Origin of the sequence: Bacillus sp. 3255, assembly GCF_031456485.1 — a bacterium.
Classification (GTDB): domain Bacteria; phylum Bacillota; class Bacilli; order Paenibacillales; family NBRC-103111; genus Paenibacillus_E.
In genome coordinates, this window is record NZ_JAVDUS010000001.1 from 178,506 (window position 1) to 193,586 (window position 15,081).

General features: G+C 49.5%; 13 protein-coding genes, 1 pseudogene and 1 riboswitch. Of the genes and pseudogenes, 3 read left to right on the top strand and 11 right to left on the bottom strand.

Going from position 1 to position 15,081, the window contains the following annotated elements:
* Positions 1-705 precede the first annotated feature (705 nt).
* From J2X61_RS00685 to J2X61_RS00710, 7 genes and pseudogenes are all read right to left on the bottom strand, one after another.
* Positions 706-1,089 carry a hypothetical protein gene (locus J2X61_RS00685; protein WP_274466579.1) on the bottom strand — a complete coding sequence of 128 codons (384 nt, stop codon included), beginning with the start codon at positions 1,087-1,089 and terminating at the stop codon, positions 706-708.
* Positions 1,090-1,162: 73 nt separating this feature from the next.
* Positions 1,163-1,690 carry a PDC sensor domain-containing protein gene (locus J2X61_RS36260; protein WP_396135392.1) on the bottom strand — a complete coding sequence of 176 codons (528 nt, stop codon included), beginning with the start codon at positions 1,688-1,690 and terminating at the stop codon, positions 1,163-1,165.
* A gap of 69 nt (positions 1,691-1,759) precedes the next feature.
* Positions 1,760-2,683 (bottom strand): annotated as a pseudogene (locus J2X61_RS36265) (methyl-accepting chemotaxis protein); the annotation flags it as partial.
* Positions 2,684-2,854: 171 nt separating this feature from the next.
* The gene (locus J2X61_RS00695; RefSeq protein ID WP_274466580.1) at positions 2,855-2,992 is read right to left on the bottom strand and encodes a hypothetical protein; all 138 of its coding nucleotides are present in this window, start codon (positions 2,990-2,992) and stop codon (positions 2,855-2,857) included.
* A gap of 73 nt (positions 2,993-3,065) precedes the next feature.
* A complete protein-coding gene (locus J2X61_RS00700; RefSeq protein ID WP_396135382.1) occupies positions 3,066-3,701 on the bottom strand; it encodes a 3D domain-containing protein in 636 nt (211 codons plus the stop codon).
* A gap of 178 nt (positions 3,702-3,879) precedes the next feature.
* On the bottom strand, positions 3,880-5,814 hold the full coding sequence (gene thrS / locus J2X61_RS00705) for a threonine--tRNA ligase (protein WP_274466581.1): 1,935 nt from the start codon (positions 5,812-5,814) through the stop codon (positions 3,880-3,882).
* A gap of 331 nt (positions 5,815-6,145) precedes the next feature.
* Positions 6,146-7,087 (bottom strand): putative sporulation protein YtxC, encoded by a 942-nt coding sequence (locus J2X61_RS00710; RefSeq protein WP_310185054.1) that lies wholly within the window; start codon positions 7,085-7,087, stop codon positions 6,146-6,148.
* Between the two features lie 194 nt (positions 7,088-7,281).
* Here J2X61_RS00710 and J2X61_RS00715 point away from each other — a divergent pair, with 194 nt between their 5' ends.
* On the top strand, positions 7,282-8,382 hold the full coding sequence (locus tag J2X61_RS00715) for a GGDEF domain-containing protein (RefSeq protein WP_310185057.1): 1,101 nt from the start codon (positions 7,282-7,284) through the stop codon (positions 8,380-8,382).
* A gap of 54 nt (positions 8,383-8,436) precedes the next feature.
* On the opposite strand, the gene mqnC is transcribed toward J2X61_RS00715, so the two are convergent.
* From mqnC to metA, 4 genes are all read right to left on the bottom strand, one after another.
* Positions 8,437-9,573: a cyclic dehypoxanthinyl futalosine synthase gene (gene mqnC, locus J2X61_RS00720; protein WP_274466585.1), complete on the bottom strand. Its 1,137-nt coding sequence runs from the start codon at positions 9,571-9,573 to the stop codon at positions 8,437-8,439.
* Between the two features lie 136 nt (positions 9,574-9,709).
* Positions 9,710-10,888, bottom strand: a complete 1,179-nt coding sequence (locus J2X61_RS00725; protein ID WP_274466586.1) for a trans-sulfuration enzyme family protein — start codon at positions 10,886-10,888, stop codon at positions 9,710-9,712.
* Positions 10,885-12,054 (bottom strand): aminotransferase class I/II-fold pyridoxal phosphate-dependent enzyme, encoded by a 1,170-nt coding sequence (locus J2X61_RS00730; RefSeq protein WP_310185650.1) that lies wholly within the window; start codon positions 12,052-12,054, stop codon positions 10,885-10,887. Before J2X61_RS00730 ends, J2X61_RS00725 begins: the two co-directional genes overlap by 4 nt.
* Positions 12,055-12,104: 50 nt before the next feature.
* Complete coding sequence (metA, locus tag J2X61_RS00735; protein WP_274466587.1) at positions 12,105-13,049, bottom strand: homoserine O-acetyltransferase MetA; 945 nt, start codon at positions 13,047-13,049, stop codon at positions 12,105-12,107.
* Positions 13,050-13,153: 104 nt separating this feature from the next.
* A riboswitch (SAM riboswitch) is annotated at positions 13,154-13,283 on the bottom strand.
* A gap of 221 nt (positions 13,284-13,504) precedes the next feature.
* On the opposite strand from metA, the gene J2X61_RS00740 reads away from it, so the two are divergent.
* Both J2X61_RS00740 and corA read left to right on the top strand, forming a co-directional pair.
* Positions 13,505-13,732 (top strand): hypothetical protein, encoded by a 228-nt coding sequence (locus J2X61_RS00740; RefSeq protein WP_274466588.1) that lies wholly within the window; start codon positions 13,505-13,507, stop codon positions 13,730-13,732.
* A gap of 361 nt (positions 13,733-14,093) precedes the next feature.
* Positions 14,094-15,029, top strand: a complete 936-nt coding sequence (gene corA, locus J2X61_RS00745) for a magnesium/cobalt transporter CorA (protein ID WP_274466590.1) — start codon at positions 14,094-14,096, stop codon at positions 15,027-15,029.
* The last annotated feature ends 52 nt before the right edge of the window (positions 15,030-15,081 follow it).

The window sequence follows — 15,081 nt, forward strand, 5'->3', positions numbered from 1 at the left end:
CTGATCACCGTAACTGGAATTCCTCCTGTTAAAACATGGAAATCCACCTCGCGCTGCAGCCACAACTGGAAATTCTCCTGCTAATTCCGCCAAAAGTGCCACGTTTGTTCAACTAGTTTGGTTATTAACTGGAGACATTCCAGTTATTCACTCTGTAAGAGAGTTAGGTGGTGGAGTAACGGGAGTTTTTCCATCTATGCTCCCGGGGGAGGGGGGGAGAGGCGGACGAGCGAAGGGGTATCCAACCTGATAGAGGGCTCGGTATCCACTGCTGCATCACAAGAACCACATTGCTACTTTCACGTAAACAAGCTAGCTCAGGGAGCGCCCCTTGCATCGTATCACCCGTACTTTGAATTTATCCAGTTAAAACATCGAAATCCCCCCGCGTCGAAATTGCAACTGAATTTAATTACTCCTGCTATTCCCACCTAGTCCCCCTCCTCTCATCACAATAACTGGTCTAACTCCTGTTAACTTTCGTGAAAGTGCCGTTTCCCTTCACGATTGTTTTTTCTAACTGGAGTAATTCGTTCCGCAAGTCCATTCGGCAGCAGAAAAGCTGGGCTAGAGTTATCTTGTAAGGGACACGCCTTACATCGCGGCGCATAGTGTGCACCCACGCCTACCACTCGGCTGGCATCATACCTATCGCATCATACGCAAAAAACCCTTCCATAAAGGAAGGGTTCCATTTCCATGTATTCAAGACATTAAATCTTCAAAATCATCCGGGATCGTGATCACGTCGCCTGGTTTGGATTCATTCATGATCTGCCTGGCACGGGCAATCTCCGCACGCAGCTTATTCACTTGCTCCATCGGCTTCTTCACATAATGAATGTACTCGACGGCCAGATGGTGGTCAGGTTTCTTGCCGGTGAACATGCGGCGAAGCGACGACATCGCCTGATACGCACGCTCTTCCTTCATTCTCTTCATTTCGTATCGCTCGACAACTTGCTCAATCTCTAAAGCCTGCTGCTCTTTGCGGGCAATGTAAGCTTCTAAGAAAGGAAACACCTCAGCGGCTTTCCGTGGAGTACGTTGAGAATTACCGTCCAATCGCATAGCATTCAGCATCGTCATTTCACCTGTCTCCCCATGTCAACATTCATCACAGTAATCTTATTTTACACTAAAATAACGGATTTGAGAACCATTATTTCAAGATTAAATCGATTCCTACGACTCCAACCGGGGTTCCCATGTCATCTATTATCGCTTTGGAGAGTGTGATACACGGTTTTTTCGTAATAGCTGACACATACACTTGCGAAACGAAAAGCTCACCTGCCATCGCGCGCTTCCACCATTCTCTTCCCTTCGCATTGACCAATCCGGCTTCGGGAAGCGAGTAGATGAATGTGCCGTCGGCACGATTGGACCAAATTGCTTCAACCCCCTCGGTTTTGTTCAAAACCGCGCTTAACTGGGCAGCATGCTTCTCCTCAGCCAATGACTTGATGTCAGGTATGAGCACTAGAGAGCTGAGCAATTGCTTCATCTCTTGCGTATTCACATTCGCCGATCCTTGCTTGTTCTGCAGGCCGACAGCTTGAATCGCTTGAATGAGCTCGGTGGAGGAGCGGTCAAGATTGTGATTGATATGCTGCAGCATGGAAACTTCCTGACGCTGTTTCTTCATCTGTTCCAACGTATTCTCCACACTGGACATCGTTTCATTCATCAATTCCACGACCTGGCCTAATGAAGACCTCGTATCCGTTGCCAGCGAAGACTGCGTCTTGGTTGAGGTGGCCGTACTCGCGACAAGATTATTCACATGAAGGATCAACGAGAAAATCGTGTCGATCTTTTCTTTCATTACCTTCATTTCATTAATCCCGTGAGCGACGGATTTCTTCTCCTCGGCGACTGCAGCCACGACTTGCTCTACGCCGCTTTCGATGGACGCCAAAATCTCCGACGATTTCGTTACCGCTTCATGGCTCTGAGCAGCCAGCTTCTTAATCTCTTGCGCAACGACCGAGAAGCCGCGCCCTTGTTCGCCCGCTCGAGCTGCTTCAATAGAAGCGTTGAGAGCCAGCAGCGAGGTTTGCGAAACGACCTCCGCAATAAATACGTTGATCTCTTCAATTTTGGACGTATGCTCGGTCAAATCCTGAATTTTTCGCTGCATCGTGTCATTGTTGACATGCAGATCGTTCATCACCTCATCCGTCGCATTCAAGGAACGGCATACGTCAACGACGGAATCCTTCGTTTGTTCGCTCTCTCGGTGCATATGTAGAGATGAATCCAGAATCTGATCGGCCGCCGCCGCTACCTGCTGGATCGCCGCGAAAGCCTCCTGCAGCTGCCCGACGGCTTGATTACTGCGCGCCTTCAGAACCTCTTCCCCTTGAATCGAGGCATCTGCAATGAACAGCAGTTGTCCGATGGAACGATTCACTTCCTCCACCGCTGCAGCCAATCGATCTGCGACAACCTGCGATTCCTGAATAAACGTGCGGAACTGCTCCTGTTTATCAACCTCAGCTTGCTGCGAGACGCTGGACGCTTTATTCGTAACAGCAACCAACACGCCCACCAACACAAAAACGGCCGCCCCTGCTGCCGCAAACCAACGCGTTGCCGACAATAAAGCGATTACACTTACTGCAATACCGATGAGAATTAGACCGTAGAACCAAGCTTTCCGTTTCGTCTCCGCCTGCATTAGCAACTGGCACTCCCCCCAGAAGGACAAATGTTAGATTTTGCTACATTATATCGAAAATAGGCGAGGATGAAAAGAAAATTAAACCGAGCGGTCAGCCGCTTTATCCGCAGCAAAAGAGCAGAGGCCTTTCAAGGCCCCTGCTCTTTTGTTCCTATAAGTAAGTGTGCATTATTTATTTTGGTTTTGGTTTTGATTTTGGTTGTTGTTTTGTTGCTGGTTGTTAGAGACCGTATTTTCCGAAGCAAACTCTACGTCTTGAGCTGTTTGGGAGCTCAAATTTCTGTTCTTGTTGTTTTTGTTCTTCATCTTCAATCACCTCCTGATGTATATGGTTTCCCATTCAGGAGTTTTTATGTTGGAAATGTTCCGCCAATTTGGTCTACAGCGCTTTGGTCGAAGTGATGATCTCATCCTTCAATTGATTCCAGATGACCTCCGTCACCTTGCCGCTACCCTGCTTGACAATAAAAACTTTGACGGTTTTCTTGCCCCACTCTTTATAGACTTGATCCTTCGTGTCAAAGTAAAGGTCAATCTTTTTCCCCTTGATGGCGCTGCCCGTATCCGCCACTACGCCATAGCCGTAACCCGGGATGTACAGAACCGTACCAAGCGGGAACACCTTCGTGTCGGCGGCGATCGTCGACAAAGCTTTATCGTCGCGCTTCACTTTGATCCCTGAATAGGTGATCCCGTATTCCGGGTGGTCCGGATTTTTCCCTGTCGACTCTTTGCCCGCGTAATACCCGGTTGCCGTTACTTCAACGGCTGTGAGCTTGGACAAGTCCGAATCCAATTTCGGCACGTATCGGTAGTTGGATTGCTGCTTCGTTTCTTGCGTGACCGGCACGGAAGCTGGTCCCGCTTTCCCCGGAACGTCCATTTGACGCGGCGCTTGTATATGAGCTACGGTGTCTCCCGTACTCCTTGTCTCTTGTCCGAAAAGCGCGATTAGCACAATCATGATCATCCATGTACCGAGCCATTTGGGTTGAGTAAATAAGCCAGTAAACATCGTTTTGATACCTCCCCTACTATTGCAGGTTGTCCAGTTCATGCCAGAATTAAACCTCCATATGCAGACTCCCTGTATAAGGTGTCCCAAATGCGCTCCCTTATTCATACCCAAATGGTTTTTTTTGAAACAAAAAAAGCAGAGAAGAATGGCTCTTCTCTGCTTCCTTTTTATGGTATTAATGTTTTTCGTTAATTTCGTCCCTGATCATGCCGATAACTTGGTCAATCGGATGGGTACCCAAGTCGCCCTGGCCGCGTTTACGGACGGACAAACTGTCATTCGTCATTTCGTTCTCACCGACGACGAGCATGTACGGAATTTTCTCCAGCTGCGCTTCACGAATTTTGTAGCCCAGCTTCTCGTTGCGGTTGTCGGCCTCTACCCGAATGCCGGCAGCTTGCAGGCGCTCCGTCACTTTATTCGAAAACTCCTCAAAAGCTGGAGAAACAGGAATCACTTTGGCTTGAACCGGCATCAACCAAGTCGGCAATGCGCCTGCGAAGTTCTCCAGCAGGAAGGCTGTCATACGCTCCATAGTAGAGATGATTCCTCTATGGATAACAACCGGGCGATGCTTCTGGCCGTCTTCTCCGGTATACTCCAGCTGGAACCGCTCCGGCAGCAAGAAATCGATTTGCGCCGTCGAGAGCGTCTCTTCTTTCTTCAGCGCAGTTTTAATCTGAACGTCCAGTTTAGGACCGTAGAATGCCGCTTCCCCTTCAGCCTCGAAGAACGGAAGTCCTAGCTCTTCAACAACTTCGCGCAGCATGCGTTGGGACGTTTCCCACATTTGATCGTCTTGGAAATACTTCTCCGTATCCTTCGGATCGCGGTAGGATAGGCGGAAACGGTAATCCGTGATGCCGAAATCCGCATACACTTGACGGATCAAGTTCACAACGCGGGAGAACTCTTCCTTGATTTGGTCCAAACGGCAGAAGATATGCGCGTCGTTCAATGTCATCGCACGTACGCGGTGAAGACCTGTCAGCGCGCCGGACATTTCGTAACGGTGCATCGTGCCAAGCTCAGCAATCCGGATCGGCAGATCACGGTAGCTGCGCATATCGCTTTTGTACACCATCATATGGTGAGGGCAGTTCATCGGACGAAGAACGAGCTCCTCATTGTCCATGACCATTTTCGGGAACATATCCTCGCTGTAGTGCTCCCAGTGTCCGGAAGTTTTGTACAGATCGACGTTCGCCAGTACAGGCGTGTACACGTGCTGGTAGCCCAAACGCTCTTCCAGATCAACAATGTAACGTTCCATTGTGCGTCTCAACTTGGCACCGTTCGGCAGCCACAGCGGCAGGCCTTGTCCGACCTCGCGGGAGAAAGCGAACATTTTGAGCTCTCTGCCCAGCTTGCGGTGATCGCGCTTCTTCGCTTCTTCCAGCAAATGCAGGTGCTCATCCAGCTGAGCTTTCTTAGGGAATGCTGTTCCATAAATACGCTGCAGCATTTTGTTCTTCGCATCGCCGCGCCAGTAAGCACCCGCTACGCTCAGCAATTTGAACGCTTTGATCTTGCCGGTGGAAGGTAAATGCGGTCCGCGGCACAAGTCGAAGAATTCGCCTTGATCGTAAATCGTAAGCACCGAATCCTCCGGCAGGTCACGGATCAATTCAAGCTTATACGGATCTTCCATTTCCGTGAAAATGCGAATGGCTTCCTCACGGGATACAACACGGCGGGTAATCGCCAAGTTCTCGTTCGTGATGCGCTCCATTTCCTTCTCGATTTTCACCAAATCCTCAGGGTTCAGCGGAGTATCCAAATCGATATCATAGTAGAAGCCGTCCTCGATGACAGGCCCGATGCCCAATTTGACGGCTTTCTCGCCATAGATGCGCTTGATCGCTTGTGCCATCAAGTGAGCTGTGCTGTGACGATACATTTCCAAGCCGGCTTCCGTATCCAATGTCAAAATCTCAACGTCGGCATCCTGCTCCAAAGGGAAGGACAAATCGACGGATTTCCCGTTCACTTTGCCGCCCACCGCATTTTTCTTTAGTCCGGAAGATATGGATTCCGCCACTTGCTCGATGGTCGTTCCAACTGCGTACTCTCTCACTGCGCCATCCGGTAATTTCACTTGTACAACCATGTTGTTTCCTCCTGCCAAAATATGAATTGAACGCAAAAAAGCACACTGCATCCCATAAGGGACGAGTGCGCTCAGCTCGTGGTTCCACCCTAGTTCGATCCGCACATGGCGAATCCTCATCAGCATTCGATAACGGGAATGATTCCGGTGCTGTATACTAATGTCCGCAGTTCAGGGCATATTCCACAACACGGCTACAAAGGGGTAAACAATCTGATTCGCTGAAGGAGATTGCAGCCGAGTCTCCTCTCTCTGAGCAGGTCTTACAGAAAGTTGTTGTCTTTGTTCCTAACGCCTTCGCTCATTATTATAATTGGCTCGTCGGCCAAGGTCAAGGGGATAGTTGATCCTGTTTCTTGGCTTCCCCTAAATAAATATCGCATGTTCGGCAATACGAGCACACGGTCGTCCGGTCCTCGAAGATTTGCCTGATCGTCTTAATGACGGTCACCTCGGGATCTCGCGTGTGAATATAAATCGTTGCCGGAGAGACCGTAATCAATGTGCTGACGATCATATCTTCAAAATTGATATCCTTCTCCAGCACTTCCAGCTTGAAGGTTGCGTCAAATTCACTGGCATCGATCAGCTCCAGACGGTCGTTAAGAATAACGAACTCGTGCCCGCCTTTGTGAATAAGGTGTGCAACAGGGATTTTGGCTTCCTGAATATACACGAAATATTGCAAAAGAGAAATAAATTCCTGATATTGGCGGTCCATCATATACTCGTCTATGGCATACTCGGCGATTTCCCGCAGCTCGTCCAAGTAATCCTGCAAGCGGAAATGAAGAAACCCGTCCAAGCTGAACGAAGGTGTCTCCTCCATCGTCTGGATGAGCAGCTCGACGAGCACTTGTTTGCGCCGCTGCCTGCCGAAGGAGCCATTCAGCGCAGGCGAGTTCTCTAATCCGATTTCGGAGTACAGACTCTGCTTGCAATATCCTTCAATCGCTTCAATGTCTTCGATGGCTTCATATTTAAAATCTTTGACGATCAGATTTCTCAATATGCCCGATTCCTTGTCCGTCATAATGTGATCAGCCAGCACACCGGCAAGACTAGGCAGCATTTGTTTGCGGATGGACAGAGCTTCTTGGTCCGTCGCCTTCGCCTCAACACGGATACTTGCGTGCGTTTCAAACGTTTCGTACCCGATGCTCCAACCCTTGCGGACAGTATGTAAAAGCTTCAGCTCACGTTCAATTGCGGCGCTTAATGAACGTATATTAGGCTCGTCGGCTTTCATAATCACTATTGTAAACAGATCCATGTCCTCACTCCTTCCATCTATACATCCTCCTCTTAAGAGTATATGGTCGATAGGTAGGAGATATACAAAGATCCAATTGCCATTTCCTTTCAGTTTTCTTTATGAAATCTTTAAGTAAAGTTATTCCAATCGCGTAATCTTTCATGCTATGATAAATGTAATAGTGCTTTAGTAGTATATTGGAGTGAGTATCTATGCATATTGACGCATATCAAATGCACAAACAAGCCTGGAACCGCAAGCTGCTAAACACATACTGGTTCCTTGTCATGATTCAATTGCCCTTCGAATTCATCTATTCCTTCGCTGCCAAGCGGGATACTTCCGCTATGCTCAAACATTTGTACGTTTCCGTCCTCATCATGATCCTCATCCTGCTGCTTCTAGAAACGACCAACAAGTATTATACGAAGCTGCTCGACTACCAAATTATTAGCGGCGGCGCGATTCTATCATTTACGATCATTTTCTTTAATCACGAAATGAAGCCTATCATCCTCTATATGTTTCTCCCGATATTCGTATCCATCTTTTATTTTCAACTCTCCAAAATTGTTTATTCCTTAGCCATTACAATGGCATCGTTTTCAATTCTTTATGCTGTAAGATTAAACGTACTGACCGCGTATACGCCGGCCGATTTCTTAACGATACTGCCTGTGTTATGCATCATTTCGGTTGTTATATCCGGGATCATGAAGCGCGGCGTCGAAATTCTGAACAATTTGCAGGCTACGACCGAGTTGAAACAAGAGCTCATGATCAAAAATATCATAATGGACAAGCTTTCCAAGACGGATGCGCTGACCGATCTGTACAATCACATCACCTTTCATGAGTACTTGGATGAGCTTATCGTCCAGAATGCATTAGGTCATTTCTGCATCCATATCGCCTTGCTGGATATCGACAATTTCAAGAAGGTGAATGATTCCTACGGTCATCGGGCCGGCGACGCCGTTTTGCAGAGCGTTGGCAGCACCTTGAAGCACTGCGTTGGCCTCAATGACTTTGTCGCGAGATATGGCGGCGAAGAGTTCGCCATTATTTTCACGGAGCAAAGCACGGACGAAGTGTATACCTTGCTGGAACGAATCCGTTGGCAAATTTCCCAAGTGGCCTATGACGAGCTGCTCGGGCAGTCCGTTACGATCTCCATCGGGCTTTGCGAGTATATGCCGGGAACGACGAAGGAATCGCTGTTTGCCGGAGCCGACCAATCGCTGTACACCGCTAAGAAGACAGGGAAAAATAAGACCGTGATTTACTCCGCTTCATTGAAGGAAGCGAAATAAAAGAAAGCCTCCTGGCCGCGACAAGCGGTCTGGAGGCTTTGCTATTAGAAGTGATTAATTCTGCATCACGAAATCTTTGTCCACTTGAGCATTCTCGTCATCGAACACGCGCAGAATCTCATATTTGGTATTCCGCTGCGCCGGAATTTTGCCGGCTTCGCGAATGATCTGCAGCGTCGAGGAGATGTTGACCTTATGCGTCGTACCCGCCGCGGACACAACGTTCTCTTCGATCATCGTCGAACCGAAATCGTTACAGCCGTAGCTGAGCGTCAGCTTGCCGATCTCCGGCCCCATCGTCACCCAGGAGGATTGGAAGTTAGGTACGTTGTCGAGCATAATGCGGCTGATCGCCAATGTCTTCAAATACTCTTCCGGCGCTACTTTGTCCGCCTTCATGTTCGTGTTGTCCGGCTGGAACGTCCACGGAATGAACGCCAGGAAGCCCGGCGTGTTCAGCTTATGCAGCAGCACATCGTCCTGCGCGTCGCGGATGCGCAGCATGTGCAGCGCGCGCTCTTCCATCGATTCGCCGAAGCCGATAACCATCGTGCCGGTCGTATGCATGCCGATCTTGTGAGCGGTCTGCATCACGTCCATCCAATCGCGCCACGAGCCTTTGAGACGGCTGATTTTGCGTCTTGTCCGGTCATCCAGAATTTCGGCGCCGCCGCCAGGCAAGGAATCAAGTCCAGCCTCATGCAATTGACGAACGACTTCTTCCAGAGACAATCCGTCCGAAACGTCCTTCATTTTCATAATTTCCGCAGGAGAGAAGGAGTGCATCGTAATATCAAAGCGCTTCTTAATCTCGCGCAAAATGTTCGTGTAATAGCTGAACGGCAGATTCGGATTCGTACCGCCCTGCATCAATATTTCCGTACCGCCTACATCGAGGGTCTCCTGAATCTTCTGGAAAATCGTTTCGTCCGGCAGCACATACCCTTCGGCTGAGCCAGGCGCACGATAGAAAGCACAGAATCTGCAGTACACATCGCAAATATTGGTGTAGTTAATATTGCGTCCAATGACGAACGTCGTAACCGGGTCGGGGTGCCACTTCTTCATAATTTGATTCGCGGTATCGCCAATTTTCTCTATTTGATCGGATTCGAACAGCGTAATACATTCTTCCACATCAATTCGTCCGCCGGATTGTGCTTTATTTAAAATGCGATCGATCGGTTTCACAGCTCTTCACTCCTTTAATTTGAGGGCTCGTATCTATTAATCGTATCATACTCATGACAAAAAAGCAGCAAAATGCTGCTTTTCGGAAGGATGTACCTGTTTCAAATATGGCTATTTTAAGAAAAAGAAATGCCGTCTAGCCGCGGAGCGCCTGCTCCAAATCTTCGATGATATCTTCAATATCCTCCAGGCCTACCGAATAACGGACAAGCCCGTCCGTAATGCCCCGCTGCAACCGGACTTCCTTCGGCATCGCCGCGTGAGACATCATAGCCGGATAGGACAGGATGCTCTCTACGGCGCCGAGCGAGACGGCCACAAGCGGAACGCGCACTTTGCTCAGCAGCTTTTTCGCTCTCTCACCGGAGCCCACGTCGAAGGAAACAACCGCTCCGTAGCCGAGAGACTGCTTCTCGTGAATTTCCCTGCGCGGATGGTTCGGAAGTCCCGGATAATAGACGACGTCGATATCCGGCTGCTCCGCCAACCACTGCGCCAATCGGCGGGCGCTCAGTTCGGACGCTTCCATACGGGCCTTCAACGTCTTCATGCCGCGGATCAGCAGCCATGAATCCTGGATGCCGAGGACGTTGCCCATCCCGTTCTGAATCTGCTTCATGCGGCGGCCGAGACTGTCATTGGCCACGACGGCCAGTCCAGCCAGCACGTCGCTGTGCCCGCCCAGGAATTTCGTCGCGCTGTGCAGCACGATATCAATGCCCAGCTCGATCGGACGCTGATGATACGGCGTCATGAAGGTATTGTCCAGCATCGACAGCAGATCGTGCTCCTTGGCGAAAGCCGCAACTTCCGCGATGTCGGTAATTTTCAGCGTCGGGTTGGACGGCGTCTCGAGGAACACCGCTTTCGTGTTGGACCGCAGCGCTGCACGCACCTGCGCGATATCGGTCATATCGACGAACGTAGATTCCACACCCATCCGGTTCATGATGGTGGTGAGCAAGCGGTAGGTGCCGCCGTATACGTCTTCGGTGACAATCACATGATCTCCCTGTGAGAGAAGCATGAAAGCCGACGAAATCGCAGCCATCCCGGAGGCGAAAGCGAACCCGCGCGTTCCGCCCTCCAGCACAGCGATGTAATCTTCAAGCGCCTGGCGGGTAGGGTTGCCGGAACGGGTATAATCATACTCCGGGGAAACCTCCAAATCCGCTTGGTGGAATGTCGAAGCTTGGTACAGGGGGACGCTGGCGGCCCCTGTAGCTTCGTCGATTTCGGCCCCGAAGTGAATCAATTGAGTAGCAAATTTACCTTGCGGTTTGCGTTTGTCTTTATTTCCGGATGCATGGCTCATGAACGTGATTCTCCTTCGATTTCGGCTTGCGCCTGGTTCAGCGCATTCGACAAGTCGGCGATCAGATCGTCCTGATGCTCGATGCCGACAGAGAAGCGCAGCAAGCGGTCATCTACGCCTATAGCCTGACGAATCTCGAGCGGGATGTCCGCATGCGTCTGGACAGCCGGGTACGTCATGAGCGACTCAACGCCGCCCAGACTCTCCGCGAAGGCGATCAGCTGAATATGACGCAGAATCGGCTCCACAAGTCTCGCATCCTTCACCTTGAAGGAGAAGATACCCGTGTTTCCGCTGGACTGCTTGTTCTGAATGGCATAGCCGGGGTGAGACTCCAATGCCGGGTAGTAAACTTCATCGATAAGCGGGTGCGCCAGCAGGAAGTTCGCGATCGCCGTTGCGTTCTGCTCATGCCGCTCCATGCGAAGCGCCAGCGTCTTCATCCCTCTCATCAGCAGCCAACTGTCCTGCGGCCCAAGCACGGCTCCGATGGAATTATGCAGGAACGCCATTTGCTCGGAAAGCTCCTTGCCCTTGGTCACGATCAGCCCTGCGAGCACATCGTTATGACCGCCCAAATATTTGGTCGCACTGTGAACGACGATATCGGCACCCAGCTCGATCGGGCGCTGCAGATACGGCGTCAAGAGCGTGTTGTCTACGATGGACACGATGCCCTTCTTGCGGGCCCAAGTACATACGAGCTCGAGATCCGTAATCATCATGAGCGGATTCGTCGGCGTTTCGATAAGGAGCCCTTTCGTATTCGGACGATATGCGGATTCCAAGCCGTCCAGGTCATTGGTGTCCACATACGTGGCGGTGACGCCGAAACGCGACATAATTTTCTCAAGCAGACGATACGTACCGCCATACAGATCCAGAGATACGATCAAGTGATCCCCTTGGCTGAAGTAAGCGAACACCGTTTGCAGCGCGGCCATCCCGGAGGAACAGGCAAAGCCGGCATCTCCCGATTCCAATTGCGCGATCGCGTCTTCAAGCACTTTGCGAGTCGGACTTTTCGTACGGGCGTAGTCGAATCCTGTGCTCTGACCGAGTTTCGGATGACGGAAAGCTGTTGCTTGATAAACAGGGAAGGATACGGCTCCGGTTACAGGTTCTTGGATCGAGCCAATTTGGGCGAGACGACTTTCGATTTTCAACAAAGGGGGTTCCTCCTTAAGGGTTTAGGGTACGAATGACGATTCCTGCATTACAATTGCGCACTTGCCAGGCTTTCATTAATGTTGGCATTTAATTCAAAAGGCGTTTCTTGATATACGTAGTAGTTCAACCAGTTGGAGAACAGCAGGTTCGCGTGAGCTCTCCAAGTATTATACGGCTGTCTGCTCGGATCATTGTTCGGGTAGTAATTCTTAGGAACTTCAATCGGAAGTCCTTTGCTCACATCGCGATCGTACTCCCATTTCAATGAATTCGCATCATATTCCGAGTGGCCTGTTACGAAAATGTGCTTCCCGTCGCGCGTAGCTACAATATAAACGCCGGACTCCTCCGAGTCGGACAAAATCTCCAGCTCCGGACATCGCTCGATATCTGCACGGCAAACGTCGGTATGGCGCGATTGAGGAACTTGGAAAATCTCATCAAAGCCGCGCAGCAGCTTCGTATTAGGCACCGCCACCGTGTGCGGGAATACGCCGAACATTTTGTTATCCAGCGCCAGCTTGCGAACGCCGAAGTGATGGTACAAACCCGCTTGGGCCGCCCAGCAAATATGCAGGGTTGAAGTGACGTTTTCCTTACTCCAGTTCAGGATTTGCGTCAGTTCCTCCCAGTAATTCACATCTTCGAAATCCATCTGCTCTACCGGGGCACCCGTAATGATCATGCCGTCCAGCTTCTCGTGTTTAATATCGTCAAAGGTTTTGTAGAACGTTTCCAGATGTTCGGCAGACGTATTCTTGGACGTATGCGTTTTCGGATGCAGCAGTACGAATTCCACCTGCAGCGGGGTATTTCCAATCAAGCGCAGCAGCTGCGTCTCGGTCGTTTCCTTCGTCGGCATAAGATTCAGCAATGCAATGCGAAGTGGACGTATATCTTGGTGATACGCGACCGATTCGTCCATGGTGAAGATGTTCTCTTGGTTTAAAACTTCTTTGGCAGGCAGGTTGTCAGGAATCTTGATCGGCATCCTGTTCACTCCTCTTCATTGTTAGATTTTGGCGTCAAATAAATGCAAAAATGGCCCTCTCTGGAATCAGAGAAAGGCCATGGAAAGTCAAAGTCAATGTCCTTCTCTTATCTCCCAGATTCGCTTGGTCAAGCGTCTCCGCAAGAATTAGCACCGTGCATACCTTTGCTTCCCAAAGGTTTGTCGGTTGCCGGGTGTCATAGGGCTAGTCCCTCCACCTACTCTTGATAAGAAAATGAAACGTATGTGATTAAAATCATCATACTATAAAATGAATGAATGTCAAGACACCAACCCCGTCCGAACAAGCTCTATTCGCAAAGAATTTGCATAGGATTGTCTCCACATGATATTCTTGATACGAAACGTATCATATTCAAATGTTTAAGAGTGCCTGCAAACGGGTAAATACATTATCAAACTGATTGAATCCAAGAGATCAAAGGAGGTTTATTATGACCACAACTTCTTCGGATAGCTTCTCCGCCTTCGCTTCCTTGAACCGGTACTTCGCGCTCAGCGAGCAAGCGAAGCCGACCCGCCAGCAGGCTGAAGATGCGGCCGCTATCCTGTGCCGCGTTTACGGCGCGGAAAGTGAAGAGCAGCTGCTCCAGCATGCCGATCCTGAGTTGATTGATACTTACAAAGAAATCAAGAGCAAAATTTTGAAAGCCGCCATGTAATGGCGAACGGCACCTCCGTTGTTAGCGGCGATCTAACATCGGAGGTGCCGTTTTCGTTCCGGCGGCTCTTTTTTTTCGCACAAGCCAAGCTGTATTTCCATAGAGTATCTCAGGCCGTCATTGCTGCTTATTTCGGCAAACTTTTTGGCTTGAAACGTAATATATGAAGGGTTATACTAGACAAGTATTATTCGACACGGATTAATAAAGGGGGGCATACGTTTGGACGGGGAACCGAGGAGTAGCACCTGCAAGAAATGTAAATTTTATAGTGTAGGAATGCAGACCGGTTATTCCATCATTCGTAGCCTAGGCCATTAATGAATATAACCGGCTGATTCCATGCAAAGGGGTGGATCAGATGAAAACACGGTGGGTTCAGAATGGCATTTTCACATTGGTCGAAGACGTGTCTGTCGCACTAACACCTCCAGAACAAGGCTTTTATTGGATTGATGCAGGAATCGAGGATTTAGAACTTCTACAACCTATGTTCCATCTTCATGATTTGGCCGTGGAGGACTGTTTGAGCGAAGAAGAACAGCGTCCTAAGATTGAATTTTATGATTCGCATTATTTTATCGTGATTAATTCCATACGTTTCGATGATGAAGAGATTTTCCTTCGCGGACTTAATTTATTCCTAAGCAAACATTACATCATTACCGTTACACGGCAGAAAATTAATGAACTGCGCGCTCTGAAGCCCTTTCTCTGGGAAGAGGAGGTGAACAGCGCCGATCGTTTCTTGTACCATCTGGTCGATCTTGTCGTCGATAATTACGTTGCGGTTGGTGACCGTATCGAGGCCAAGCTCGAAAAGCTGGAAGAAGATATTTTAGTAGCGACCAAGAAATCGCATCTGAATGAGATTATCGGGCTCCGCTCCGAAATTCTCTGGCTCAAAAAAGTGCTCGTGCCGCAGCGCGATGTCATCGGCATGCTGGGCAAGAAAGATCTTCGGCTGATCGATCATCAGCTGCAGAAATATTTCGGCGACGTCTACGAGAACGCCGTCAAAATTGTCGATACCTTCGACACGCTCCGCGATCTCATGGGGAACTTGCGAGAAGCGTACCAGTCCTCCCTCTCGAACCGCGCGAATGATATCATGCGCGTCTTCACCGCATTAACCACGATTTTCATGCCGCTGACGTTCATTACAGGTGTGTTCGGAATGAATTTCGATAACGTGTTGGGGCTCCAGATCCCGCATGGCGACGAATATGTGTTAGCTGTCATGGGATTGCTGGGCATTGGGATGTATATTTTATTCCGTAAGAAGGAATGGTTATAAATATAAGGGCTTCTTGAAGCAGTTATCTGCTGTCAAGGAGCCCTTTTTGCTT